General features: G+C 60.6%; 20 protein-coding genes. 13 read left to right on the top strand and 7 right to left on the bottom strand.

Going from position 1 to position 26,925, the window contains the following annotated elements:
- The first annotated feature begins 533 nt into the window (after positions 1-533).
- A complete protein-coding gene (locus LGM20_RS17630; RefSeq protein WP_023288898.1) occupies positions 534-1,040 on the top strand; it encodes a hypothetical protein in 507 nt (168 codons plus the stop codon).
- A gap of 16 nt (positions 1,041-1,056) precedes the next feature.
- Here the strand turns inward: LGM20_RS17630 and LGM20_RS17625 are convergent, their stop codons facing one another.
- The 3 genes from LGM20_RS17625 to LGM20_RS17615 are packed head-to-tail and all read right to left on the bottom strand — an operon-like array spanning position 1,057 to position 6,170.
- On the bottom strand, positions 1,057-1,980 hold the full coding sequence (locus LGM20_RS17625; RefSeq protein ID WP_072199205.1) for an acyltransferase: 924 nt from the start codon (positions 1,978-1,980) through the stop codon (positions 1,057-1,059).
- 38 nt (positions 1,981-2,018) lie between these two features.
- Positions 2,019-5,084, bottom strand: a complete 3,066-nt coding sequence (locus LGM20_RS17620) for an efflux RND transporter permease subunit (protein ID WP_023288900.1) — start codon at positions 5,082-5,084, stop codon at positions 2,019-2,021.
- Positions 5,085-6,170 carry an efflux RND transporter periplasmic adaptor subunit gene (locus LGM20_RS17615; protein WP_023288901.1) on the bottom strand — a complete coding sequence of 362 codons (1,086 nt, stop codon included), beginning with the start codon at positions 6,168-6,170 and terminating at the stop codon, positions 5,085-5,087.
- 534 nt (positions 6,171-6,704) lie between these two features.
- Between LGM20_RS17615 and LGM20_RS17610 the strand changes: the two genes are divergently transcribed.
- Both LGM20_RS17610 and LGM20_RS17605 read left to right on the top strand, forming a co-directional pair.
- Complete coding sequence (locus tag LGM20_RS17610; protein ID WP_023288902.1) at positions 6,705-7,136, top strand: universal stress protein; 432 nt, start codon at positions 6,705-6,707, stop codon at positions 7,134-7,136.
- 51 nt (positions 7,137-7,187) lie between these two features.
- On the top strand, positions 7,188-9,875 hold the full coding sequence (locus tag LGM20_RS17605; protein ID WP_044521699.1) for a cation-transporting P-type ATPase: 2,688 nt from the start codon (positions 7,188-7,190) through the stop codon (positions 9,873-9,875).
- Between the two features lie 273 nt (positions 9,876-10,148).
- Here LGM20_RS17605 and LGM20_RS17600 read toward each other — a convergent pair whose 3' ends face one another.
- Positions 10,149-11,432 (bottom strand): putative acyl-CoA thioester hydrolase, encoded by a 1,284-nt coding sequence (locus LGM20_RS17600; RefSeq protein WP_044521701.1) that lies wholly within the window; start codon positions 11,430-11,432, stop codon positions 10,149-10,151.
- A 214-nt stretch (positions 11,433-11,646) separates the two neighbouring features.
- On the opposite strand from LGM20_RS17600, the gene hutI reads away from it, so the two are divergent.
- From hutI to LGM20_RS17570, 6 genes are all read left to right on the top strand, one after another.
- The gene (hutI, locus tag LGM20_RS17595; RefSeq protein ID WP_162823546.1) at positions 11,647-12,906 is read left to right on the top strand and encodes an imidazolonepropionase; all 1,260 of its coding nucleotides are present in this window, start codon (positions 11,647-11,649) and stop codon (positions 12,904-12,906) included.
- Positions 12,903-13,859: a formimidoylglutamase gene (hutG, locus tag LGM20_RS17590; protein WP_044521706.1), complete on the top strand. Its 957-nt coding sequence runs from the start codon at positions 12,903-12,905 to the stop codon at positions 13,857-13,859. The genes hutI and hutG overlap by 4 nt, the downstream gene beginning before the upstream one ends.
- Before the next feature lie 57 nt (positions 13,860-13,916).
- The gene (locus tag LGM20_RS17585; protein WP_023288907.1) at positions 13,917-14,642 is read left to right on the top strand and encodes a histidine utilization repressor; all 726 of its coding nucleotides are present in this window, start codon (positions 13,917-13,919) and stop codon (positions 14,640-14,642) included.
- Between the two features lie 142 nt (positions 14,643-14,784).
- Positions 14,785-16,473, top strand: a complete 1,689-nt coding sequence (hutU, locus tag LGM20_RS17580) for a urocanate hydratase (RefSeq protein ID WP_023288908.1) — start codon at positions 14,785-14,787, stop codon at positions 16,471-16,473.
- Positions 16,470-18,005, top strand: coding sequence for a histidine ammonia-lyase (gene hutH, locus LGM20_RS17575; protein WP_032455192.1), 1,536 nt, complete (start codon positions 16,470-16,472; stop codon positions 18,003-18,005). The genes hutU and hutH overlap by 4 nt, the downstream gene beginning before the upstream one ends.
- A 98-nt stretch (positions 18,006-18,103) precedes the next feature.
- Entirely contained in the window at positions 18,104-19,486 is a 1,383-nt protein-coding gene (locus tag LGM20_RS17570; RefSeq protein ID WP_023288910.1) for an amino acid permease, read from the top strand.
- A 1,017-nt stretch (positions 19,487-20,503) separates the two neighbouring features.
- Here LGM20_RS17570 and LGM20_RS17565 read toward each other — a convergent pair.
- Both LGM20_RS17565 and bioA read right to left on the bottom strand, forming a co-directional pair.
- Positions 20,504-20,980, bottom strand: a complete 477-nt coding sequence (locus LGM20_RS17565; protein WP_023288911.1) for a kinase inhibitor — start codon at positions 20,978-20,980, stop codon at positions 20,504-20,506.
- A gap of 70 nt (positions 20,981-21,050) precedes the next feature.
- Positions 21,051-22,340 carry an adenosylmethionine--8-amino-7-oxononanoate transaminase gene (gene bioA, locus LGM20_RS17560; RefSeq protein WP_044521799.1) on the bottom strand — a complete coding sequence of 430 codons (1,290 nt, stop codon included), beginning with the start codon at positions 22,338-22,340 and terminating at the stop codon, positions 21,051-21,053.
- 212 nt (positions 22,341-22,552) lie between these two features.
- On the opposite strand from bioA, the gene bioB reads away from it, so the two are divergent.
- The 4 genes from bioB to bioD are packed head-to-tail and all read left to right on the top strand — an operon-like array spanning position 22,553 to position 26,201.
- Complete coding sequence (gene bioB / locus LGM20_RS17555) at positions 22,553-23,593, top strand: biotin synthase BioB (protein ID WP_032455193.1); 1,041 nt, start codon at positions 22,553-22,555, stop codon at positions 23,591-23,593.
- Positions 23,590-24,747 carry an 8-amino-7-oxononanoate synthase gene (bioF, locus tag LGM20_RS17550; protein WP_044521783.1) on the top strand — a complete coding sequence of 386 codons (1,158 nt, stop codon included), beginning with the start codon at positions 23,590-23,592 and terminating at the stop codon, positions 24,745-24,747. Before bioB ends, bioF begins: the two co-directional genes overlap by 4 nt.
- Positions 24,731-25,486, top strand: a complete 756-nt coding sequence (gene bioC, locus LGM20_RS17545; RefSeq protein ID WP_044521785.1) for a malonyl-ACP O-methyltransferase BioC — start codon at positions 24,731-24,733, stop codon at positions 25,484-25,486. Before bioF ends, bioC begins: the two co-directional genes overlap by 17 nt.
- Positions 25,479-26,201, top strand: coding sequence for a dethiobiotin synthase (bioD, locus tag LGM20_RS17540; protein ID WP_023288916.1), 723 nt, complete (start codon positions 25,479-25,481; stop codon positions 26,199-26,201). Before bioC ends, bioD begins: the two co-directional genes overlap by 8 nt.
- On the opposite strand, the gene LGM20_RS17535 is transcribed toward bioD, so the two are convergent.
- Complete coding sequence (locus LGM20_RS17535; RefSeq protein WP_017900923.1) at positions 26,143-26,865, bottom strand: ABC transporter ATP-binding protein; 723 nt, start codon at positions 26,863-26,865, stop codon at positions 26,143-26,145. The two genes, bioD and LGM20_RS17535, sit on opposite strands and share 59 nt — an antisense overlap.
- Between the last annotated feature and the right edge of the window lie 60 nt (positions 26,866-26,925).

The raw sequence follows: 26,925 nt of genomic DNA, 5'->3' as shown, positions 1-26,925 counted from the left end.
CTTTTTTCAGAACTATATGTACAACAGAACGGCTGATTTTTAGTTTGTGTTTTTAGTTATTGATTTTAAATAGTTTAATTGCTTTCATAACTTGTACATAAAATCCGGTTTGTGCAGGATCCACCTGTAAAACTAGCGGGAAGAGGCTGACGACAGGCGTGAGCTCAATGGGAAGGTATTGTGCTGGCTGGCGTGTTGGATGAAATCGCGCCGACGCAGGAAGGGGTACACAGCAACTCTGTCGTCGACAGGTGGCTTTCTTCCGCGTCGGACGCTGATCATAGCGGATATCAGGTGAGGTTTTGTCTGTTTTTTGCACAATCAGGTAAAGAGCAACACATCGGCCATTTCGTTAACGCTTCGGTCGGTTTGTTGGCGGATAAGGCGTGTGCTAGGCTTTTAATAGCGATGCGACGGTTCGGCATCGTTATCTTTCTCCCATTTCCCTGTCGGGTCTTTTACCTCTGTCACGACCGGTAAATACGGCAAAGGCAGTCTGTCTATAGACAGGCGTTGAGGTGTGAGGAGGGGAAATGCGCGGTAAAAGCGTGATGCTCCTGGCCGGGTTAGCGACTTTCGCGCAGGCGAAAGAGATTAACCTCTATTCGGTGAATACCGGTTCCTATGTTTACCATCTGACCAATAATCACGGTCAATATACTGAGAATTTCGAGAACCACTTTTTCTCGGTGGAGCGGAAATTCTCTGCCGACTCGAAATACAGCCTGCTGATTGGCACCATGAATAACAGTTTCGACGATCGCTGTCTGGCGCTGGGGGTGAGAAGAGACTGGTACCACAACGGCAGCGGGTGGACCTTCAAAGGCGTTTACGGCTATACCGGCGAATTCTTCTTCGACGCCTTCGAGCATTGCGGCGATCATGGCTCCTATAAAGATTTTAAGGACGCCACCGGGATCGGCTTTTCACCCTATATCTACCATGCTATCCAGTACAACTTTACCGACTATTTCGCCCTTGAGAGCGGCATTATTATTCCCAGCGTGTTTGTGATCAGCATCCAGTGGAGCTTCCGCTAAGTTACGGCGTCGTTTGTTACAGGGTTATTACCTTCCTGAGCAGCGTACTGGAGAGCGCGGCGAGGGAAATGAGCACCGACAGGACAAACGTTAGGGCAATCACTCCCAGCTTGGTGGCTAACGAGTGAATAGGGATCAGCATCACCAGCAGGTGAAAAACGGAGTAGTGCAAAATATAGACCCCGGTCATCGCTTTGCTAACCGTCGCCAGCACGGCCTCCTTCAGCTCGCGGTTCTTTTTAAACTGTACGGCGTTAGCGGCGATCACCAGCAGGACGATCAGAATATAAATCTGCGACCCCGTGAGAATGAACGCATTGCGATCGGCTTTAAACAACGCGAAGAAAAAGTGGCGTTCATAAAACCAGGTAAATAAATAGACAAAGGGCAGGGCGATAATGGCGGCTTTAATCACCCGCGGGTCGCGTATCCACTCCGTGACCCGCGGATCGTTAAACAACTGCCCGGTTAAATAAAAAAGTAGCCACGTCCACAGACGATACTGCGGCGCCAGGCTGAAAAGATGTCTTTCCGGGTAGAGCACCGAGAGCAGGTCGTAACCATAAGAGCAGCACAGTAGCGTCAGGACCACGGAGAAAAACAGACCGCGCCGCTGGCTGAGCCAGGCAATCAGGGGATGGAAGGTATAGATGACAATCAGGGCGAAAATAAACCAGGGCTGGATCAGGTAGCCGCGCTGGTAAGGCTCCCAGACATAATAGACCGTCACCCAAAACAGAAAGACGATCACCACGCTTTTAATTTTACCAATTTGCCAGTTGGCGTCGTGTCGCGTTTGCGCATCAAGATAGCCAGCCACCACAAAAAACAGCGGCGTGGCGATGGTCGAGACAAAGGTCAGCAGCCCGAGGATCCAGTGATAGTCATAATCAAAGCGATCCCAGGTGTTATAGATGGTGAAAAAAGTCACCGCTGTCATACAGCCGAGTGTCTTAATAATGCTCAGACCGGTACTGTTCATCGTTGAGGCGTCATATCCTTATGGTGAAAGCAGGCGTAAATCACCGGCAGAACCAGCAACGTTAGCACGGTGGCGAAGGCCAGACCGAACATAATCACCACTGCCATACTCTGGAAAAAAACATCGCGCAGCAGCGGGGCAAGGCCAAGCACGGTGGTGAAGGCGGTCAGCAGGATCGGCCGCAGACGAGATGTTGCCGCATCAATGATCGCTTGTCGTTGATCTTTCTCCTGTTTTTGTTGCTCTATCTCTTCCACCAGCACAATGCCGTTGCGGATCAGCATGCCGCTGAGGCTGAGAAGGCCGATTAAGGCCATAAAGCCGAAGGGGATGCCGGTCAGCAAAAAGCCGGGCGTGACGCCGATCAGCGCCAGCGGGACGGTCAGCCAGATGGCGACAGCGTTTTTCAGCGAACTGAACATCAGCACCGTAATGATAAACATCACCAGATAGCCAAGCGGCAGGGTCGTGAACAGCCCTTGCTGTGCTTCACTGGAGTTCTCGGCATCGCCGCCCCATTCGATGCGATAGCCATGCGGCAGCGTCAATGCGTCAATGCGCGGTTTCACCCGGGCGAGAATATCACCCGAGGTTTGGCCGCTTTGCGGGCTGGGATCGGTCTGGACCGTCAGCACCCGGGTGCGATCCCGGCGGAGAATCAAGGGATCTTCCCACTCCAGGGAGAAGCCATGGATGACGTTACTCAACGGGATATACTGCTGGCGGCTCTGGCTCCAGACCAGCACGTTATGCAGATGGTTGGCATCCTGTCGCTCCGCTGCCGGCGGCCGGACGATCACCGGCAGCAGATCGGCGCCCTCGCGATATAACCCGGCGCGACTGCCGGAGAAATTCATCTCCAGCGCGTTATCAATGTCCTGTTTATCCACCCCCAGCTCGCGCCCCAGCGCTAGGGAGTACTGCGGGCGGATCACCTTGCTGCGGTTCTGCCAGTCGTTACGCACGCTGTCGGTCGCCGGATCCTCAGCGAGAATATCGCTCACCTGACTGGCCAGCGCGCGCAGCGTATCCGGGTCAGGGCCCTTAATGCGCACTTCAATCGCGCTATCCCCGGAGGGGCCGAACATAATGCGTTTGGTGCTGGCGTTCACCTGCGGGTAGTTTCTGGCGATCCAGGTTTCGACGTGGCGGGTGACGGGGGCGATGCCGCGCTGGTCGTCCATCCGCACCATAATCTGCGCGTAGTTGCTGTACTGCCGCTGACCGCTGTAGGTAAGAATAAAACGCATACTGCCCTGGCCAATGGTGGCGACGGTGGTGACCACCCCCGGCTGGCCGGCGATCGACCGCTCAATATCGCGGGTCATCTGCTCGGTGGCGTTAATATCGGTACCGTAGGGCAGCCACAGGTCGACAAAGAAAATGGGCGTATTCGATGACGGAAAGAAATTCTGCCGCACGAAGGTGAAGCCCCAGATCGCCGCGGCCAGCAGGGCGCCCATCAGCACCAGGGTCAGGGTCTTTTGCTGCAGCAGTATTCTCAGCGTCTGCTGATAGCCACGGTAAAAGCGGCCGCGGTAGGGATCGGCTTTCTCCGCCGGCGCGGCGGCCGGCGGGGCGTGTTTAAACAACCACCACTTAATGAGCACCGGAGTGATGGTCAGGGCGGAGAACCAGCTGAGCATCAGGGAGATCAGCAGCACCTGGAACAGGGATTTGCAATACTCTCCGGTGGAGTCCTGCGAGAGGCCAATCGGCGCGAAGGCGAGGATGGCGATGACCGTGGCGCCGAGCAGCGGCAGGGCGGAGCGGCGGATCACATAGTTAATGGCGCCCAGCAGCGGCGATCCTTGCTGGCGGGCGATCAGCACCCCTTCGACAATGACAATGGCATTATCCACCAGCATACTCAGGGCGATGATCAGCGCCCCGAGGGAGATCCGCTGTAACTCGATCCCCCAGACAAACATGATAAGCAGGGTGCCGAGGACGTTGAGCGCCAGCGACAGGGCGATAATGATCCCGCTGCGTACTCCCATGAACACCAGCAGCACGCCGACCACGATCGCCAGGGCCATCAGGAAGTTGGTAATAAAGCCATTGACCGAGTGGGCGACCTCAGCCGCCTGATCGTAAAAAATGGCGATGTCGATACCCGCCGGTTTGTCGGCGGCCATCTGCTGGAGGCGGGCTTCAAGGGCGTGCCCGACGTCAATGACGTTGACGCCAGGAATAAAAGAGACCCCCATGGTCACCGCCTGGCGGCCGTTGGCATGATAAATACTGGACGGCGAGTCAGTCAGCCCGCGCGACAGCGTGGCAATATCCCGCAGTCGGGTGGTGGCGCTGGCGCCATGAGGACTGACCAGCAGATCCCCCAGTTCATCGATGCTCTGAAACTCCCCGGTGGGGTGTAGGCGGATCGATTCGCTGCCAACGCGGATCTCTCCGGCGCTGGACACCACGTTGAGCCGGGTCAGGATAGCGGCGAGCTGGTTGAGCGTGATCCCGCGCGCCGCCATTTTCGCCAGCGAGATATCAACATTGATCTGTTGCGGAATGACGCCGCCGATAGCGACTTTACCGACGCCAGGAACCAGCACCAGCTCCCGACGCAGCTGTTCGGCATAGCGCACCAGCTCGGGGTTGGTAAAACTGTCGCCCGAGATAGCGAAGAAAAAGCCAAACACATCGCCAAAGTCATCGTTGACGAAGGGGGTCACTACGCCAGGGGGGAAAAGTCGGCTGGCGTCACCGACGCGGCGACGTAGCTCATCCCAGATTTGCGGCAGCTCGCTGGAATGGTACTGCGAAGCGATATTCACCGTAATTTGCGATAAGCCATTTGAGGAGATGGAGCTGACGTTATCCAGTGAGGGAAGCTGCTGAATCGCGTTTTCCAGCGGCAGGGTCACCTCCTCCTCCACCTGTTGAGCGGACGCGCCCGGGTAGTGGGTCACGATCACCGCCGTTTTAATGGTGAAGGCAGGATCTTCCAGACGGCCGATATTGAGCAGGGCGAACAGACCACCCACCCCCAGCAGCAGAATGGCTAACCAGACGCGGGTCGGGTTATTAATAAACTGACGGGAAATGTCCATTTATAATCCTCGTTCACGCGTCCAGATCCGCACCGGCTGCCCGGCATGCAGCTCGCTCACGCCCGCCGCGACCACCTCTTCACCCGCGCGGAGACCGTCGGTGATGGCCACTCCCTGCGAGGTCACCTCGCCGACCGTGACCTTGCGCTCCTCAAGAAACCGATGCGCGTTGTCGCCTTTTACCACCCAGACGACCGGTTCATTCTTCGGCCGGTTATCCGGGTTAAACACCGCCTCTACCGGCACCATAAGCGTTTCCCTTCCGGCGCTGGCCGGTAAATTGCCGAGATTGACCGTCACGGTGCCGCTGACCCCGCCGACGGTGGGAAAATCATCCGGCCGCGGCATGGTTAAAATGATCTGCCAGGTAAGGGTGCTGTTGTCGCTGCTGCCGGTATGCTCTTTGTATTCCGCCGTAAATTCGCGGCCCGGCAGGGTATTGATCCTGACGACGGGGCGGTAGGCGGTATTGCGGATATCCAGGGAGGTGAACAGATTTTCGGGAATGCTGAAGACCACATCCAGCAGGTCGGTACGCGTCAGGGTGATCACCGGCTGGCCGGCGGCGACCACCTGATGGTTGCGGATATGCACGCCGGCGGCAATCCCGCCGAAGGGCGCGGTGAGGCTCATTTGCGCCAGCTCTTCACGGGCGATTTTTAAGGCCGCGTTGGCGGCATCGCGATTGGCGCGCTGCACGTCCATCTCCGCCTGGGAAATCGCCTGACGTCCCGCCAGGGTCTGGAAGCGATCAAACTGACGCTGGGCGAGCGTAGCCGCCGTTTGTCGTTCATTGACCCGCTGTTGGGCCTCGCGGGCATTCAGGCGCGCCAGCGTTTGCCCCTGGGCGATGGTCGCCCCCTGGCGAATATCCAGCGATTCCACCTGGCCCCCCCGCTTAAACGACAGCTCGGTGGAGTCGCCAGACTCGATACGTGCCGGAAATGTTCGCTGCTGGGTATTGCCCACGGCGGTCACCTGCGCCACCTTGACCATGCGCGGGGCGGACTCGACGGACGGCGATTTCTGATCGCAAGCGGTTGTAAATAAAATAACAACCGGGATGAGAGAAAAATAACGGTTCACAGTATTCCCCTCAGATTCAGGATTTATTTTACATTTTTATTACGCGGCGCACGCTTATTCGGCGAGGGCGGCGACAACCAGATAGGTGAATAGTCCCACCAGCGTGCAGGCGACAATGGCCAGCGCGACAAATAATCCCAGACGTAACAGGCTATAACCAAACATGATTTTCTCCCTTTACTCCCACCCGAACCGCGAATGTCATTTAATTCGGCCCCCACGGTGACCACCGGACATTCGGAGCGGCACTCCTGCTTGTAATCAGCATAGTCGGAGAAAAGGTGAAGTGTTAAAAAAGAGCATACCGCGAGCGGCAGCGGCACTGTTGGGGAAAACGCAGGAGATCTGCAGGGAATATATGGTTTTTATAATATTTTTCAGTCTATTAATCCGTCATTTTCTAATGTTAATTTTCCTGTGCTACGTTTAATAACATCTATTCCGCTCGCCGCTTCTGTTGTTGAGATTTCGTTCCTCCCCAAGTATGGGGTTATTCATCACTACGCATTGTATTGGTAATAAAAGGATTATCTCATGTATAAAAATATCGTTGTTCCCGTTGACGTGTTTGATGCAGGCCTGGCCGACAAAGCCCTCTCTCATGCGAAATTCCTCGCCCAGCATTCTTCCGGGCAAATTCATCTTGTCCATGTCATTCCGGCATTCTCTCCGGTGTTAACGCGCGGATTTATCTCTGATGCGCGAAAGATGGAAGACCATTTGATTAATACCGCTAAGGAAAAACTGACTGAGCTGGTCAAAAAAAATGGCCTTGCGGAAGACGCCAGCCATCTTTATGTGCGCAGTGGCAATGTTCGCGATCAAGTGATTGCTCTGGCCGATGAGCTACAAGCGGACGTGGTGATTGTCGGTTCGCGCAATCCGGGGATTCAGACTCACCTGCTGGGCTCGGAAGCGGCCAATATCGTGCGCTATGCCCATGTACCGGTTTTCGTTGTGCGCTGATGACGGCGGGATGTCGTCCTGACTTCCGCTTCAGAAATCGAGGGAGAGAGTATGAATACAGATAAACCGGGGGCGCCCTATTATCAGCGCTCCGTCGAGGAGACGCTCGCCAGCGTACAGAGTTCGCCGGACGGGATTAGCGGAACAGAGGCGGCCACGCGCCTGCAGCAGTATGGCGAAAACGCCCTGCCGCAGAAGCCGGGTAAACCCGCCTGGCTGCGTTTTATTGTGCATTTTAACGATGTGCTGATCTACGTTCTGCTGGCGGCGGCGCTGCTGAAGGCGGTAATGGGCCACTGGATCGACATGTCAGTGATCCTCGCGGTGGCGGTGGTCAATGCGCTGATCGGCTTCATTCAGGAGAGTAATGCGGAAAAATCGCTGCAGAGTATCCGCAATATGCTGTCCAGCGAGGCGGTGGTGATCCGACAGGGCAACCATGAAACCATCCCCACCACCTCGCTGGTACCCGGCGATATCGTGGTGATCCGCGCCGGCGACCGTATCCCCGCCGATTTACGGGTGATTGAGGCGCACAACCTGCGGGTGGAAGAGGCGATCCTCACCGGCGAGTCGACGGTGGTGGAAAAAACCACCGAGCCGCTAAGCGGCGATTTACCGCTCGGCGATCGCAGCAACCTGTTGTTTTCCGGGACCACCGTCAGCTCAGGGGCGGGGAAAGGGATCGTGGTGGCCACCGGCGGCGATACCGAGCTGGGCCACATCAACCAAATGATGGCGGGCATTGAGAAGCACCGCACGCCGCTGCTGGTGCAGATGGACAAGCTGGGCAAAGCCATCTTCATCCTGATTCTGGTGATGATGGCAGCGCTGTTCGTCTTTAGCCTGCTGTTCCGTGATATGCCGGTCTCCGAACTGATGCTGTCGTTGATTAGCCTCGCGGTGGCCTCGGTCCCGGAAGGGGTGCCGGCGATTATCTCGATTATTCTGTCGCTCGGCGTGCAGGCGATGGCCCGCCAGAAAGCGATTATCCGCAAGCTGCCGACGGTAGAAACCCTCGGCGCGATGACCGTTATCTGTTCGGATAAAACCGGGACCCTGACCATGAACGAAATGACGGTGAAGGCGGTGATCACCGCGGACAGCGTCTATCGGGTGGAAGGGGACAGCTATGAGCCGGTCGGTAAAATCCATGCTATCGACGACCCGACGCCGGTTGCGGTGGCGCCAGGATCGCTTCTTGAGCGCTATCTGCGCACCATCGATCTGTGTAACGACAGCCAGCTTATCAAAGAGGAAAGCGGGCTGTGGAAAATCACCGGCGGCCCCACCGAGGGGGCATTGAAGGTGCTGGCGGCGAAGATAACCCTGCCGCCGCAGCCCAGCGAGTTGCGCAGTAAAATTCCTTTTGATTCGCAATATAAATACATGTCGACGCTTTACCGGCTGGGCGAAGAGGAGGTGGTGCTGGTCACCGGCGCGCCGGATGTTCTGTTCCGCCTGTGCCAGTATCAGCAGAGCGACAGCGGGTTGCAGCCGCTGGATCTCCCGTACTGGGAAAGCAAAATTGAAGAGTACGCCCGGGAGGGGCTGCGAATGGTGGCCGCGGCCTGGAAGCCGGCTGCCGCAGGCCAGACCGAGCTGACCCATCAGGATCTACAGCAGGGGGTCATTTTATTAGGGGTTGCCGGGATGATGGATCCGCCGCGTCCGGAAGCGATCACGGCGATTGCCGACTGCCTGCAGGCCGGGATCCGCGTGAAGATGATCACCGGCGACCACCCGCAAACGGCGATGAGCATCGGCAAAATGCTGGGGATTGGCAATGCGGGGAACGCCATTACCGGGCGCGAGCTGGAGGTGATGGACGACGCGCAGCTGAGCGTGGCCGCGCAGCAGTACGATATCTTCGCCCGCACCAGCCCGGAAGATAAGTTCCGTCTGGTGCAGGCTCTGCAGAGCAAGAAAGAGATTGTCGGCATGACCGGAGACGGGGTGAACGATGCCCCGGCGCTGAAGCAGGCTGACGTCGGCGTGGCGATGGGGATCAAGGGGACCGAAGTGACCAAGGAAGCCGCCGATATGGTGCTGACCGATGACAACTTCGCCACCATCGCCAGCGCGGTCCGCGAGGGGCGCCGGGTGTATGACAACCTGAAAAAAACCATTCTTTTTGTCATGCCGACCAACCTTGCGCAGGGGTTACTGATCGTGATCGCGCTGCTGGCGGGCAACGTACTGCCGCTGACGCCGGTGCTGATCCTGTGGATGAACATGGCCACCTCTGCCACGCTGTCGTTTGGTCTGGCGTTTGAAGCCGGTGAGAAAAATATTATGCGGCGGCCGCCGCGCGACCCGAAACTGCACGTGATGGACGGCTTTGCCATCTGGCGCGTGGCGTTTGTGGGGTCGATGATTGCGGTCAGCGCTTTTATTCTCGAAGCCTGGCTGCAGCCCCGCGGCTATTCGCCGGAGTTTATCCGTACCGTGCTGTTGCAGACTCTGGTCACCGCCCAGTGGTTCTATATGCTGAACTGCCGCGTGTCGGATGGTTTCTCGTTGACCAAAGGTCTGCTGGCTAACAAAGGGATCTGGATCGTTAGCGGCGTGCTGCTGGTGCTGCAGCTGCTGATTATCTATGCGCCGTTTATGCAGATGCTGTTCGGCACCACCGGGCTGCCGTTCCGCTACTGGGTGATCACCTTTATCATCGGCTTCGCCATGTTCCTGATTGTGGAGCTGGAAAAACCGCTGACCCGCAAATGGCGAACCGCCTGACGGCGTGAAGCGTTGAACGAAAAAGGAAAGAGGGGGCATCGCCCCCTCTCTGGCTGACGACAAACCTGTTTCGTCATTGTGCTCGCATTTCTGCCGGGTGGCGGCATTCGCCTTACCCGGCCTACGAAAGACTTCAATATCAAACCGTTATGCAGTTAGCTGTAGGCCCGCGCAAGCGCAGCGCCGCCGGGCAATTCCTGAAGATTGCACGTTGTCAGCAGTCTGAGAGAGGGCATCGCCCTCTCTTTTATTATGGTTCACGCTTGTTGCGCGTTACTGTTTCGGCTCGGCGACCACGCTGCTTCCCACGCCGCGGTTGTTATATTCCCACATACGGTTGAAGCCGTTGTCGTTGAGGTTGCGCTGCAGATTGCCTTTGTCATCCGCGCTGCCGGTGTTGCCGCTGAACGGACGGCCGGAGCCTACCGCCGCCGCCCACGGCTGGGCGATGTTAAAGCCTTCATTGATGGCGCTGTCGCGGATCACGACCTGGCCGTTGCTGTTGCCGTCAACGTCCAGCGCGCGGCCGAGCTGCGCGACGTTATCCCCGGAGGCGGTGAAGCGGCTGTTGGTCGCCAGGAAGCCGTAGGTCACGCTCTTCAGGGTGGCCGGCGCGAAGACGTAGGCTTCTTTCTGAGTACGCGAGTTCACCACGCGGAAGTCGGTGTTATCAAACACCACGGCGCCGCGGCCAGAAACGATATCCACGTCGCCTTCAATATAGCTGTTCGTCACCAGGGTGCGGGTCTGACGGTTGTCCTGCAGACGGTTCTGCACGCCGCTGTTGGTCACGAAGAAGGTGTTCTGGCGGCCAAGAATGTTCACTTTATCAATCTGCACCTGGTCACCATCGCTGCGCAGGGCAACGGCCTGGTGGGTGCCGGCATCGACGCTGTCGCCCAGGTTGTTGGCGATGGTCAGGTTCTGCAGCTGCAGGCCGTTATTCTGCGACCAGAAGACCGCGGAGCACATCACGCCGACGGTGGCGGTGGATTTGCTCTGGCAGCTGTCGAACATATACCACGCTGGTTTGCCCGGCATGTATTTGCCACCCGGATTGACCAGACGACGCCAGGTGTTGCGATCCATTTCGGAATCAATGGCTTCGCTGATCTTCACGTCGATCGGTTTATCGCCGGTACCATACAGGGTCAGGGCGCCCGGCGCCGCCGGAACGTAGACGGTGCCCGGGTATTCGCCCGGCATGATGGCGATAAACAGGCGACGGTTAGAGTGGCGGGCAATTGCCGCATCCACCGCTGCCTGGACGGTGGTATGGGTCACGCCCTGGGTTCCCGCCGGGCCGACGATAAAGTCAGGTTGCGCCGGCAGGCTGATGGCGGACGGCGTCCAGGCCGCGGCATTGGGGTTCAGCGACTGGAAATAGGCCGCCGGGGTAAAGTTTTTCGCTTCATCGGCGTTCAGAATGGGACGCGCGGTGGTGCCCGGTGCAGTCTGCGTTGAGGGCTGTTGATCGGCAGGCGTCGAGCTACAGGCGGACAGCGTCACGCCGAAGGCCAGCGCCAGCGCCAGACGGGAAACGGAATATGTGTTCATGTTGCTCCGGGCAAAATTAAGCGTAGTGAAATACCCCGGCTGAGACGCCAGGGTATAAGTCCTTTAAAACCTGCTGTTTTATACTAACTTGAACGAAACGGGAAGATGCGGGCTGAAAAACTTACCTTCTTTACGCAATGAACGCTGTTCCGGGACGGTCCCTAGTCACAAATAAATAACATTTAGTCGCGCTTTTGTTGACATTCCCGGCGTTATGAAAATAAATGTCTATACAACCCATGACAAGTTGAACGCTATGACTGAAGCCACCTCCGAACGCGTTATCTGGCGAAACGCCCGTCTCGCCACCTTGAACCCCGACCACGCTCAACCATACGGTCTGCTGGAGCGCCACGCGCTGCTGGTCCGCGACGGTCGCATTGCGGCGATCGTCCCCGAAAATGACCTCCCCAGCGGGCGCAGGATCGATCTCGAAGGCCGGCTGGTCACGCCGGGATTAATCGACTGCCACACCCATCTCGTCTTCGGCGGCAGCCGGGCCCAGGAGTGGGAGCAGCGTCTGAACGGCGTCTCCTATCAGACCATCAGCGCCAGCGGTGGGGGGATTAATGCCACCGTGCGCGCCACCCGCGACAGCAGCGAAGCCGAGCTGCTGGCGCTGGCCCAGCCGCGGCTGGCCCGCCTGCTGCGTGAAGGGGTGACCACTCTGGAGATCAAATCCGGCTACGGTCTCGATCTGCAAAACGAGCGCAAAATGCTGCGGGTCGCCCGCCAGCTGGCCGACGACAATGGCGTCGAGCTTTCGGCGACGCTGCTCTCTGCCCACGCCACGCCGCCGGAATATCAAGGCGACGCCGACGGCTATATTACGCTGGTCTGCGAGACGATCCTGCCGACGCTGTGGCGGGAGGGGCTGTTTGAAAGCGTCGACGTCTTCTGCGAAAACGTCGGTTTCAGCCCGCAGCAAACCGAGCGGGTGTTTCAGGCGGCGCAGGCGCTAGGCATTCCGGTTAAAGGTCACGTTGAGCAGCTCTCCTCGCTGGGCGGCGCGCAGCTGGTGAGCCGTTATCACGGACTGTCCGCCGACCATATCGAATATCTGACGGAAGAGGGGGTGGCGGCGATGCGCGAGAGCGGCACCGTGGCGGCCCTGCTGCCCGGCGCGTTCTACTTCCTCAATGAAACCCGCAAACCGCCGGTGGAACTGTTGCGCAAGTTCCAGGTGCCGATGGCGGTGGCGACGGATTTCAACCCCGGGACCAGCCCCTTCGCCAGCCTGCATCTGGCGATGAACATGGCCTGCGTCAAATTTGGCCTGACGCCGGAAGAGGCGTGGGCCGGCGTGACGCGCCATGCCGCGCGGGCGCTGGGGCGGCAGAACAGCCACGGCCAGCTGGCGGCGGGCTTTGTGGCGAACTTTGCCATCTGGGATGCCGAGCATCCGGTCGAGATGGTGTATGAGCCGGGGCGCAGTCCGCTCTGGCAGCGTGTGGTACGAGGAGAACTACAATGATGCTGTGGCAAGCTACCCCCGCTAACCTTTGGCAAGGTCGCGACGACAGCGCGGAAGCGCCGAATGCGCTGCGTCTGTTCCAGACCATTCCCCGCGCCGAACGCTTCGCGCCGCAGGAGATGCCCGGCGATATCGCGCTGCTCGGCTTCGCCTGTGACGAAGGCGTCCGGCGCAACAAAGGGCGTACCGGAGCGGCTGACGGCCCGGCGACCCTACGCCGGGCGCTGGCCAATATGGCCAGCCATCAGGGCCACGACCGCTGCGTGGATATTGGCACGATTAGCGTCGAAGGCGACCAGCTGGAAGCCGCGCATCAGGCGCTGCGCGAGGCGGTGACCGCCTGCCAGCGCGCCGGCAAACGCACGCTGGTACTGGGCGGCGGCCACGAGACCGCCTTCGGTCACGGCGCCGGGATACTGGATGCCTTCCCCGGCGAAAAAGTGGGCATTATTAACCTCGATGCGCATCTGGATCTGCGCTTTGCCGAGTGCGCCAGCTCCGGGACGCCGTTCCGCCAGCTGGCGCTGGAGTGTGACGCGCAGCAGCGCGGTTTTCACTATACCTGCATTGGGGTCAGTCGGGCGGCCAACACCCAGGCGCTCTGGGAAGAAGCGGCGCGGCGCGAGGTGGCTATTGTGGAGGATCTACAGGTATTACAGGCCTTCGAAACCCGGGTGCTGGCCGAGCTTGAGCGCAATATCGCGCAATTCGACCGTCTGTATCTGACTATCGATCTCGACGTGCTGCCGGCGCGCGAAATGCCGGCGGTATCCGCGCCGGCGGCGCTGGGCGTGCCGCTGGCGACCCTGCTGCGTATCGTAGAGCCGTTGTGCCGCAGCGGTAAGCTACAGGCGGTGGATCTGGTGGAGTTCAACCCGCAGTTTGACATTGACGGTCAGGGCGCCCGCGCGGCGGCCCGTCTGGCATGGCAAATCGCCCATTGGTGGCAGTAGCCATTCCGGTATATTCTGGGTGTTTCGCCGCCCATTTTGCAAAAGGAAAGCCAGGCTATGTTTTCACAGCAACCCCGTTCCGCGCCCGCGCCTTTTTATGAGAAGGTGAAGCAGGCTATCGGTGAAAAAATTCACAGCGGCGTCTGGCGACCGCATGACCGTATCCCTTCGGAAGCGGAGCTGGTGGCCCAGTTCGGCTTCAGCCGGATGACCATCAACCGCGCGCTGCGCGAGCTAACGGATGAAGGCCTGCTGGTCAGGTTGCAAGGGGTGGGGACCTTTGTCGCCGAACCGAAAGGGCAGTCGGCGCTGTTTGAGGTGCGCAGCATTGCCGAAGAAATTATTGCCCGTCACCATCAGCACCGCTGCGAGGTGCTGCTGCTGGAGGAGACCCGGGCGGATCATATTCAGGCGGCGGCGCTCAGCGTAGCGGAAGGCACCCGCATCTTTCACTCGCTGATGGTGCATTACGAAAACGAGGTGCCGGTGCAAATCGAAGATCGCTGCGTCAATGCCGCGGTGGTGCCGGACTATCTCCAGCAGGATTATACCGCCACCACGCCCCATGATTATCTGTCGCTGATCGCCCCGTTAACAGAAGGTGAACATATTGTTGAAGCGGTGCAGGCCACGGCGGAAGAGTGCGCGCTGCTGCATATTCACGCCCACGATCCCTGCCTGCTGATCCGCCGCCGCACCTGGTCGACAACCCACATCGTCTCCCACGCGCGCCTGCTGTTCCCCGGTAGCCGCTATCGTCTGCAGGGCCGCTTTGGCTCCTGATCCACGCTGGCGTCAGCAAAACGTGATTGCTGACGCAATATAACAAAATTGTATCATTTCTGTTAAATCCTGGCTTGCGCATGCTTGTATAGACAAGTATATGTATCTACGTAAACAACGTTCATTGTCAGGAGAAACCCCGATGTCGCAAAGCAAATATCGCCAGCTGGACGTCCGTGCGCCAAGAGGCACGACGCTGACCGCGAAGAGCTGGTTGACCGAAGCCCCGCTGCGTATGTTAATGAATAACCTCGATCCCGATGTCGCCGAAAACCCGCACGAACTGGTGGTCTATGGCGGTATTGGTCGCGCAGCGCGCAACTGGGAATGCTATGACGCTATCGTGAAGGCGCTGAAGAACCTGGAAAGCGACGAGACCCTGCTGGTCCAGTCCGGCAAGCCAGTGGGCGTTTTCAAAACCCATGAACACTCGCCGCGCGTGCTGATCGCTAACTCCAACCTGGTTCCGCACTGGGCGACCTGGGAACACTTTAACGAGCTGGATGCCAAAGGGCTGGCGATGTACGGCCAGATGACCGCCGGCAGCTGGATCTACATTGGCAGCCAGGGCATCGTCCAGGGCACTTACGAAACCTTCGTCGAAGCCGGTCGCCAGCACTATCAGGGCAGCCTGAAAGGCCGCTGGGTGCTAACCGCCGGGCTGGGCGGCATGGGCGGCGCGCAGCCGCTGGCCGCGACGCTGGCCGGCGCCTGCTCGCTGAATATTGAATGCCAGCAGAGCCGCATCGATTTCCGTCTGCGCACCCGCTACGTGGACGAACAAGCCACTTCTCTGGATGACGCCCTGGCGCGTATCAAGAAATACACCGCCGAAGGCCGGGCTATCTCCATCGCGCTGTGCGGCAACGCCGCGGAGATCGTGCCGGAGCTGGTGAAACGCGGCGTGCGCCCGGATATGGTCACCGACCAGACCAGCGCCCACGACCCGCTGCACGGCTATCTGCCGAAAGGCTGGAGCTGGGAAGCGTATCAGCAGAAAGCTGAATCCGATCCGCAGGGCACCATTCTGGCGGCGAAACGCTCGATGGCCGACCATGTGCAGGCGATGCTGGCCTTCCATGAGATGGGGGTGCCGACTTTCGACTACGGTAACAACATTCGCCAGATGGCTCAGGAAGTGGGCGTCAGCAACGCCTTCGATTTCCCGGGCTTCGTGCCGGCCTATATCCGCCCGCTGTTCTGCCGCGGTATCGGTCCGTTCCGCTGGGTGGCGCTCTCCGGCGATCCGCAGGATATCTACAAGACTGACGCGAAAGTGAAAGAGATCATCAAGGATGATAAGCATCTGCACCATTGGCTGGATATGGCACGCGAGCGCATAAGCTTCCAGGGACTGCCGGCGCGTATCTGCTGGGTCGGTCTGGAATGGCGGCAGAAGCTGGGCCTGGCGTTTAACGAAATGGTGCGCAGCGGCGAAGTCTCCGCGCCGATCGTGATTGGCCGCGATCATCTTGACTCCGGCTCCGTCGCCAGCCCGAACCGCGAAACCGAAGCGATGCGCGACGGCTCTGACGCGGTCTCTGACTGGCCGCTGCTGAATGCGCTGCTCAACACCGCCAGCGGCGCGACCTGGGTGTCGCTGCACCACGGCGGCGGGGTAGGCATGGGCTTCTCGCAACACTCCGGGATGGTTATCGTCTGCGATGGCACCGATGAAGCGGCAGCGCGTATCGCCCGCGTCCTGCACAACGACCCGGCCACCGGCGTGATGCGTCATGCCGACGCGGGGTACGAGATTGCCATTGAATGCGCGGCAGAACAGGGTCTGAATCTTCCGATGGTGGCGGCAACGCAGGGGAACGCGAAATGAAATCTTTAACTCTGATCCCGGGTCAACTCAGCCTGTCGCAGCTCCGCGACATCTACAGCCACCCGGTGAATATTGCCCTCGACAGCGGCGCGTTTGCCGCCATTGACGAGAGCGTGGCCTGCGTCAACGCTATCCTTGCCGAAGGGCGGACCGCCTACGGCATCAACACCGGTTTTGGCCTGCTGGCGCAGACCCGTATCTCGACGGAAGATCTGGAGAACCTGCAGCGTTCGCTGGTGCTGTCCCATGCGGCGGGCGTAGGCGAGCCGCTGGACGATGACCTGGCGCGCCTGATTATGGTGCTGAAGATTAACAGTCTGTCTCGCGGATTCTCCGGGATCCGCCTGAGCGTGATCCAGGCGCTGATTGGCCTGGTGAATGCCGGCGTGACGCCGTGGATCCCGGCGAAAGGCTCCGTCGGCGCCTCCGGCGACCTCGCGCCGCTGGCCCATATGTCGCTGACCCTGCTTGGCGAAGGTAAAGCGCGGGTACGCGGCGGCGACTGGCTGCCGGCCACCGAAGCGCTGCGTCAGGCGGGGCTGGAGCCGATTACCCTGGCGGCGAAAGAGGGGCTGGCGCTGCTCAACGGCACCCAGGCGTCGACCGCTTTTGCCCTGCGCGGTCTGTTCGAAGCCGAAGATTTGTTCGCCTCCGCGGTCGTCTGCGGGGCGTTAACCACCGAAGCGGCGCTGGGCTCCCGTCGTCCGTTTGATGCGCGCATCCATGAAGTGCGCGGCCAGCGCGGGCAGATTGACGCGGCGGCGCTGTATCGCCATCTGCTGACCGACGACAGCGCGATCTCGCTGTCGCACCATAACTGCAGCAAGGTGCAGGACCCGTACTCCCTGCGCTGTCAGCCGCAGGTGATGGGCGCCTGCCTGACCCAGATCCGCCAGGCGGCTGAGGTGCTGCTGGCCGAAGCCAACGCGGTGTCCGATAACCCGCTGGTCTTCGCCGCCGAGAATGACGTGATCTCCGGCGGTAACTTCCACGCCGAGCCGGTGGCGATGGCGGCGGATAATATCGCGCTGGCGATTGCCGAAATCGGCTCGCTCTCCGAGCGTCGCATCGCGCTGATGATGGACAGCCATATGTCGCAGCTACCGCCGTTCCTCGTCAAAAACGGCGGGGTGAACTCCGGGTTTATGATTGCCCAGGTCACGGCGGCGGCGCTGGCCAGTGAAAACAAAGCGCTGTCGCACCCGCACAGCGTCGACAGCCTGCCGACCTCCGCCAACCAGGAAGACCACGTCTCGATGGCGCCGGCGGCCGGTCGCCGCCTGTGGGCGATGGCCGAGAACACCCGCGGCGTACTGGCCGTCGAGTGGCTGGCGGCGGCGCAGGGGCTGGATATGCGCGAAGGGCTGACCACCAGCCCGCTGCTGGAAGAGGCGCGCCATCTGCTGCGCGAACGCGTCCCTCACTATACGCAGGATCGCTACTTCGCCCCGGATATCGATAATGCCATAGCGCTTCTGGCGGCCCGTCACCTGACGCGTCTGCTGCCTGCGGTACTGCCAGGCCTGCACTAATCACCGTTGTTCTCTGTACCCGCGTCGGGGGAAATCATTCCCCCGACCGCCCTACATCGCATATTTGTCGTCAAATAAAAAAACCAGGACACCTGTATATGCAACAACAACACAAGCCACATCTGCTGCGCGGGCTCAATGCCCGACACATTCGATTTATTGCGCTCGGCTCCGCGATCGGCACCGGGCTGTTCTATGGCTCGGCTTCCGCCATCAAGGCGGCGGGCCCGGCGGTGCTGCTGGCCTATTTGATTGGCGGCGCGGCGGTGTTTATCGTCATGCGCGCGCTGGGCGAGATGGCGGTGCGCAACCCGGTTTCCGGCTCCTTCGGCAGCTATGCCCGCCAGTATCTCGGCCCGCTGGCCGGGTTTATTACCGGCTGGACCTACACTTTTGAAATGGTAATCGTCGCCCTGGCCGACGTGACCGCCTTCGGCATCTATATGGGATTGTGGTATCCCGATGTCCCGCGCTGGATCTGGATCCTCAGCATCATCTTCTTTATCGGCGCCATGAACCTGTGCAACGTGCGGGTGTTCGGCGAGATGGAGTTCTGGCTGTCGCTGGTGAAGGTGGTGGCGATTATCGCCATGATGCTGGCGGGGGCGGGGATCATCTTCTTTGGCTTCGGCCATAGCTTCCCGGCCACCGGGCTGGAAAATCTCTGGAGCCACGGCGGCTTTGCCCCTAACGGCTGGCAGGGCGTTATCGCTTCGCTTGGCATCGTGATGTTCGCCTTCGGCGGGGTGGAGATTATCGGCGTCACCGCCGCGGAAGCGAAGGATCCGAAGAAGGTCATCCCGCAGGCCATCAATACCATTCCGCTGCGCATTATCCTGTTTTACGTCTGCACCCTGGCGGTGCTGATGGCGATTTTCCCGTGGAACAGCTTTGGCGAGCAGGGGAGTCCGTTTGTGCTGATTTTCGACGGTCTGGGGATCCCGGCGGCGGCGACAATCCTTAACATCATCGTGATCAGCGCCAGCATCTCGGCGATTAACAGCGATATCTTCGGCGCCGGACGCATGATGTATGGCATGTCGAAGGAGGGGCTGGCGCCGAAAAGCTTCCAGCGCATCGCCAGCAACGGCGTACCCTGGATGACGGTGGTGGTCATGGGCGGCGCGCTGCTGGCGGCGGTGGTGCTGAACTATCTGATCCCCGAGCAGGTATTTGTGCTGATTGCTTCGCTGGCGGCATTCGCCACGGTGTGGGTATGGCTGATGATCCTGCTCTCCCATTTCGCCATGCGCCGTAGTTTGTCTGCCGAAGAGCGCAGCCAGATTGCCTTCCCCGTTCCGTTCTGGCCGGTGGCGCCGCTGTTAACGCTGCTGTTTATGGGGCTGGTCATCGCTGTGCTGGGGATGTTTGCCGAGACGCGGATGGCGCTGATCGCCGGCCTGGTCTGGCTCGGGCTGCTGACGGTGGTGTGGTACGCGCGGGTGCGTAAAACCGCGCTGCAGGTTGTCACTGAGCAGTAAATCAGATCTCCCCGGCGGCGCGGCGCTTGCCGGGGCGACGAGGTGTTGGCCTGTGAGAGGACCCTCCAGGCCGGGTCAGGCGCAGCCGCCACCCGGCAAAATCACCATGCAACAGGGTTGTCTGGAAGGTAATCAATACTTTCCCCGGCGGCGCGGCGCTTGCCGGGTCTGCGAGGTGTTGGCCTGGGAGAGGACCCTGTAGGCCGGGTCAGGCGCAGCCGCCACCCGGCACAAAATCGGCTCTGTGCCTGCTGTCATCGCCCGGTGGCGCTGCGCTTACCGGGCCTACGAGGTATGAGCCTGTGAGAGGGAACTGTAGGCCGGGTAAGGCGCAGCCGCCACCCGGCAAAATAACGGCACAACCGGAAATGTCTTGTTCGCACTGCGCCTGGCAGGGCTACAACTTCTATGTTAATTCCGGGCAGATTGCGCTCCCGGCTAATCGTCTGCGTTATGTCAATCATGGCGCAGGGAGCGCACAGGGGGCGGCCAGTCGCCGCCGCCCCCTGTACCCCCGGGCTCCGGCCAGCAAAATCGCCGCTACGCGGTACCTTCGACTTATCCCTTCAGGCTTCGGGTCGGGCCGAGGCAGCGTCCGTGCAAAACACGGCCCTCAGCCCGCATCCATGCGGGCTGCCCCGACCTTCCGGGAACGTCTCAGCGATTTTGAGGCCGCCAGCACCGGCAGTTTCAGCAAGGCTGGTGAATAAATGAACGACAGGTCGCACGAACTCCAGGCCGGGTAAGGCGTAGCCGCCACCCGGCAAAACAACCATGCAACAAGGTTGTCTGGAAGGTAATCAATACTTTCCCCGGCGGTGCTGTGCTTGCCGGGTCTGCGAGGTGTTGGCCTGGGAGAGGACCCTGTAGGCCGGGTAAGGCGCAGCCGCCACCCGGCACAAAATCGGCTCTGTGCCTGCTGTCATCGCCCGGTGGCGCTGCGCTTACCGGGCCTACGAGGTATGAGCCTGTGAGCAGGTAGCCCGGATAAGGCGCAAGCCGCTATCCGGGGGAAGATTAACTGAACAGGGCGGTGATGGAGGCGCTGGAGAGGGAATGGAAATGGACGTTAAAGCCGACCATTGCGCCGCTGGCCTCGGCATCCACCTCAATTTTCTCAACGTCCAGGGCGTGGACGGTAAAGATATAGCGGTGGGTCTCGCCCTTCGGCGGCGCCGCGCCGCCGTATCCCGCCTTGCCAAAATCGGTGCGGGTCTGAACGGCCTCTTCCGGCAGCTCCGCCTGGCCGGAACCGGCCCCCTGCGGCAGGACGCGCGTATCCGCAGGCAGGTTAGCCACCACCCAGTGCCACCAGCCGGAGCCGGTCGGCGCATCCGGATCGTAGCAGGTCACCACAAAGCTTTTGGTTCCTGCGGGCACATCATCCCACATCAGATGCGGCGAAATATTGTCGCCATCGTAGCCCATGCCGTTGAAGACGTGACGATTAGGCAGCTTACCGCCGTCCTGGAGATCGTGACTGATCAGTTTCATGCTTCATCCTCATTGATAATGCGCTGATTAACCAGGAAGTGTAGCCTGCACCACGACGCAATTCCGCTATTTATTCGCTAAAAAATGTTTCGTCCTGCACCGCCAGGTTAACGGCGCGGGTCAGGCGGGACAGCTGTTCAGGCGTGATGATATACGGCGGCATCAGGTAGATCAGGCGGCCAAACGGTCGGATCCACACCCCCTGCTCGACGAAAAAGCGCTGCAGGGCAGCCATATTGACCGGGCGACAGGTTTCAACCACGCCAATAGCGCCCAGCACGCGGACGTCGGCGACCAGGGCGGATCCCCGCGCCGGAGCCAGCTCGGTCTGCAGCTGGGCTTCAATCGCCGCCACCTGCCGCTGCCATTCACCGCTCTCCAGCAGGCGCAGGCTTTCGCTGGCCACCGCGCAGGCCAGCGGGTTGCCCATAAAGGTTGGGCCGTGCATAAAGCAGCCGGCTTCACCGTTGCTGATGGTTTCCGCCACCTCGCGGGTGGTCAGCGCGGCGGAGAGGGTCATGGTGCCGCCGGTCAGCGCCTTGCCCAGACACAGAATATCGGCGGCGATACCGGCGTGCTCGCAGGCGAACAGCTTGCCGGTGCGGCCAAAGCCGGTGGCAATCTCATCGGCGATCAGCAGTATTCCTTCCCGGTCGCACATTTTACGCACCCGCTTCAGCCACTCCGGATGGTACATCCGCATCCCGCCCGCGCCCTGAACGATCGGTTCGAGGATCACCGCGGCGATGTCGTGACGGTGCGCGGCCATCAGACGGGCAAAGGGCACCATATCCATTTCATCCCACTCGCCGTCAAAGCGGCTCTGCGGCGCGGGGGCGAACAGGTTATCCGGTAGATAGCCCTGCCACAGGCTGTGCATCGAGTTCTGCGGATCGCAGACCGACATCGCGCCGAAGGTATCGCCGTGATAGCCGTTGCGGAAGGTCAGGAAACGACGACGCGGTTGGCCTTTCGCCTGCCAGTACTGCAGGGCCATTTTCATCGCCACTTCAACCGCTACCGAACCGGAGTCGGCGAGGAATACGCACTCCAGCGATTGCGGGGTCATTGCCACCAGCTGACGACACAGCGCCACCGCCGAGGGGTGAGTGATCCCGCCGAACATCACGTGCGACATCTGGTCGATTTGCGCTTTCATCGCCGCATTAAGACGCGGGTGATTGTAGCCGTGGATCGCCGCCCACCAGGAGGACATACCGTCAATCAGCTGTTCTCCGCTGGCGAGGGACAGCTCGCAACCGTGGGCGGAAACCACCGGGTAGACCGGCAGGGGGGAAGTCATAGAGGTGTAGGGGTGCCAGATGTGGCGCCGATCGAAGGCGAGATCGTCCAGGGTCATAAGCGACTTGTAAACCATTTTGAAAACATTTAGGTTTACAAGTCTACACTGAACTTACTTACAATGAAACGTACACAAAATATTTCGCGCAGCATCGAGGCGGCAAGCGAGAACATCCCCAGCAGCATAGTTCACTATCTGACTGGGGTGTGCGAGTGCAGCCAACAAAGAGGCTGTGTGAAATAAGAAGTGTACGACCTTTGGAGAGGAAAATGGCTCACCAACCCCGCTGGACAATGTCGCAAGTTACGGAATTATTTAATAAACCGCTGATCGACCTGCTATTCGAAGCGCAGCAAATCCACCGTCAACACTTTGATCCGCGCCAGGTGCAGGTCAGCACCCTGCTGTCGATCAAGACCGGCGCCTGTCCGGAAGATTGTAAATATTGTCCGCAGAGCGCGCGTTATAAAACGGGTCTCGAAACCGAGCGCCTGATGGAGGTCGAGCAGGTTCTGGAGTCCGCCCGTCAGGCAAAAAACGCCGGCTCCACGCGTTTTTGCATGGGAGCAGCGTGGAAAAACCCCCACGATCGCGATATGCCCTATCTGGAGCAGATGGTGAAAGGGGTGAAGGCTCTGGGGCTGGAGTCGTGCATGACGCTCGGCACTCTGACCGACAGCCAGGCGCAGCGCCTGGCCGAGGCGGGCCTCGATTACTACAACCACAACCTTGATACCTCGCCGGAATTTTACGGCAACATCATCACCACCCGCACCTACCAGGAGCGCCTGGATACCCTGGACAAAGTGCGTGACGCCGGGATCAAAGTCTGCTCCGGCGGTATCGTCGGGCTGGGGGAGACCGTGAAAGACCGCGCTGGCCTGCTGCTGCAGTTGGCCAACCTGCCCACGCCGCCGGAAAGCGTGCCCATCAACATGCTGGTAAAAGTCAAAGGTACGCCGCTGGCGGATAACGACGACGTCGACGCTTTCGATTTTATTCGCACTATCGCCATCGCGCGCATCATGATGCCCACCTCTTACGTGCGTCTCTCCGCCGGCCGCGAGCAGATGAACGAGCAGACCCAGGCGATGTGCTTTATGGCCGGGGCGAACTCCATTTTCTACGGCTGCAAGCTGCTGACCACGCCGAACCCGGAAGAGGACAACGATCTGCAGCTGTTCCGCAAGCTGGGGATCAACCCGCAACAGACGGCGGTGCTGGAAGGCGACAATGAGCAGCAGCAGCGTCTGGAGCAGGCCTTACTCACCCCGGACACTGAGGAATATTACAACGCGGCGGCGCTATGACCTGGCAGCAGCGAATCGATCGGGCGCTGGACGAGCGACGGGCGGCGGATGCCCTTCGCCGCCGCCTGCCGGTGACGCACGGCGCCGGGCGCTGGCTGGAGCGGGAAGGGGAGCGCTGGCTTAACTTCTCCAGCAATGACTATCTCGGCCTGAGCCAGCATCCGGCGATTATCGCCGCCTGGCAGCAGGGGGCGGAACGTTATGGCGTCGGTTCCGGCGGCTCGGGACACGTAAGCGGCTATAGCGAGGCCCACCGTGCGCTGGAAGAGGAACTTGCCGACTGGCTGGGCTACCCGCGCGCATTGCTGTTTATCTCCGGCTTTGCCGCCAATCAGGCGCTGATCGCCGCCCTGGCCGATAAAGAGGATCGGATTGTGGCCGACCGCCTGAGCCACGCCTCCCTGCTGGAGGCGGCCAGTCTGAGTCCGGCGCAGCTACGCCGTTTCGGCCACAACGATCCGCAAGAGCTCGCTCAACTGCTGGCTAAGCCGCTGGCGGGCGAACAGTTGGCGGTCACCGAAGGCATTTTCAGCATGGACGGCGACAGCGCGCCGCTGGCGGCCATTCACGCCGCGGCGCAGGCCGCCGGGGCGCTATTGCTGGTGGATGATGCCCACGGCGTCGGCGTGGTCGGCGACAAAGGACGCGGGAGCTGCGCCGCGCAGGCGGTGCGCCCTGAGCTGCTGGTGGTTACCTTCGGCAAGGCGTTCGGCGTCAGCGGCGCGGCGGTGCTGTGCGATGACGCGCTGGCCGATTATCTGCTGCAGTTTGCCCGCCATCTGATCTACAGCACCGCGATGCCGCCCGCCCAGGCGGTGGCGCTGAGCGCCGCGCTGCGGGTGATTCGCAGCGATGAAGGCCAGCGCCGCCGCGACACCCTGGCCGCCCGTATCCGTCAGTTCCGCGCGGGGATGGGCGAGACGTCGCTGGGTTTGACCGACTCCGTCAGCGCGATCCAGCCGCTGATCGTCGGCGATAACGGGCGGGCGCTGAGCCTGGCCAGCCGTCTGCGCGACGCGGGCTGCTGGGCAACGGCGATCCGTCCACCGACGGTGCCGGTCGGCAGCGCTCGTCTGCGCCTGACCCTGACCGCCGCCCATCAGGCTGAGGACATTAACCGTTTACTGGAGGTGCTGCATGGCCACGGTGAATAAGCAGGCGGTCGCCGCGGCGTTTGGCCGGGCGGCCAGCGGCTATTCGCAACATGATGAACTGCAGCGGCGCAGCGCGGAACTGCTGCTGCGCCAGCTGGCGCGTCGCGATTTTCCCCGGGTGCTGGATGCCGGCTGCGGCCCAGGCAGCATGAGCCGCCGCTGGCGTGAGGCAGGCAGCGTGGTGACCGCGCTGGATCTCTCCCCCGGGATGCTGGCCCAGGCGCAGCGTAACGACGCCGCCCAGCATTACCTGCTGGGCGACATTGAGGCGCTGCCGCTGCCTGACGCCTGCCTCGATCTGGCGTGGAGCAATCTGGCGGTGCAGTGGTGCGACGATCTGCGCGCAGCCCTTGGCGAGCTGTACCGGGTGGTGCGTCCCGGCGGCAGCGTGGCGTTTAGCACGCTGCTGGCCGACTCGCTGCCGGAGCTCAATCAGGCGTGGCGGGCCATCGACGACCGGCCGCATGCCAACCGTTTTCTCAGCGAAGCGGCGGTGCGCGAGGCGCTGAGCGGCCTGCGGGCGTCCGGCGAGGTGCATCAGATTAGCCTGCCGTTCGTCGATGCGCTGAGCGCCATGCGATCGCTGAAGGGCATCGGCGCCACCCATTTGCACCAGGGGCGGGCATCGGCCCCGCTTAGCCGCGGCAAACTGCGCGAGCTACAGCTGGCCTGGCCGCAGCGGCAGGGCGTCTGCCCGCTGACGTATTCTCTTTTTACAGGAGTCATTGAGCGTGACTAAACGTTTTTTTGTCACCGGGACCGACACTGAAGTCGGGAAAACCATCGCCAGCAGCGCCCTGCTGCAGGCGGCGAATCAGCTGGGTTTTCACACCGCCGGCTATAAGCCGGTGGCTTCCGGCAGCGAGCTTACCGCCGCCGGGCTGCGTAATGAAGACGCGCTGGCGCTGCAGCGTCATAGCCGGGTCGCGCTGCGCTATGAGCAGGTTAACCCGTATACCTTCGCCGAGCCGACCTCACCGCATATCATCAGCGCCGACGAAGGACGGCCGATCGCCGCGGCGAGGCTCTCCAGCGGGCTGCGCGAGTTAGAACGCCTCGCCGACTGGGTGCTGGTGGAAGGGGCCGGCGGCTGGTTTACGCCGCTTTCGGAAACCCTGACCTTCGCCGACTGGGCGCAGGCGGAGCAGCTGCCGGTGATTCTGGTGGTGGGCGTCAAGCTCGGCTGCATCAACCACGCGATGCTTACCGCCCAGGCGGTACGCCAGGCGGGGCTGCCGCTCGCGGGGTGGATCGCCAATGACGTGCTGCCGCCGGGCAAGCGCCACGCCGAGTATCTGGCGACGCTGAAAAACCGGCTGGCCGCGCCGTTCCTCGGTGAAATACCGTGGCTTGCCGATATCGCGCAGCGCGACGATCTCGGCCAGTATCTGGACCTCAGGGCGCTGGATCCGGCGTCATCCACTGCGCCAGCAGCGGTTCATCCAGCGCCATAATATCGCCTTCGGCGACGTTACGGCCCCGGTGCAAAACACAGAAACGATCCGCCACCCGGCGGATAAAGGGCAGGTGCTGCTCGGCGAGCAGCACCGTCAGGCCGATATCGCGATTCAACCGCAGCAGCAGATCCGCCAGCTTTTGCAGACAGCGCGGCCCTCTGCCGCGCGAGGGTTCATCAAGGATCAGCAGCCGCGGCTGGACAATCAGCGCCCTGGCCAGCGCCAGCTGGTACTGATCGTCGTCGCTCAGCGAGGCGCCTTTGCGCTGCCGTAGGGCATAGAGTTCGGGAAAATGTTCATAGATTTCGCCGCCGCTGGCGTTAGCCCCGGGTTTCCCGGCCGCGAGGGCAATATGTAGATTCTCTTCCACGCTGAGCTGGGAGAAGATGCGTTTATCCTGCGGCACATAGCCGATACCGATGGCGCTGCGCGACTGGGCCGACAGGGGGGTGAGATCCTGCGGCGGGGCGCCAATGTCATGCCAGGTCATCCGGCCGCTGGCCACCGGCAGGTGCCCGGCAATGCAGTTAACCAGGGTGGTTTTTCCCATGCCCTCGCGTCCCAGTACGCCAATGCACTCCCCCGGGCGTAGTTCAAGATCGACATTCCACAGCGAATGCTGGTTGCCGTAAAAGTGATTTACTGCCTGTAAATTCAACATGGACGTTTTCTCCTTATCCTGGCGTCAGGGCGACAGAAAGATGCTGCAAAACTCTTGCCA

The sequence above is a fragment of the Klebsiella quasipneumoniae subsp. quasipneumoniae genome, assembly GCF_020525925.1.
GTDB classification, from domain to species: Bacteria; Pseudomonadota; Gammaproteobacteria; order Enterobacterales; family Enterobacteriaceae; genus Klebsiella; species Klebsiella quasipneumoniae.
The sequence above is the reverse complement of the archived record's forward strand: the minus strand, read 5'-3'. Positions and strand labels throughout refer to the sequence as shown.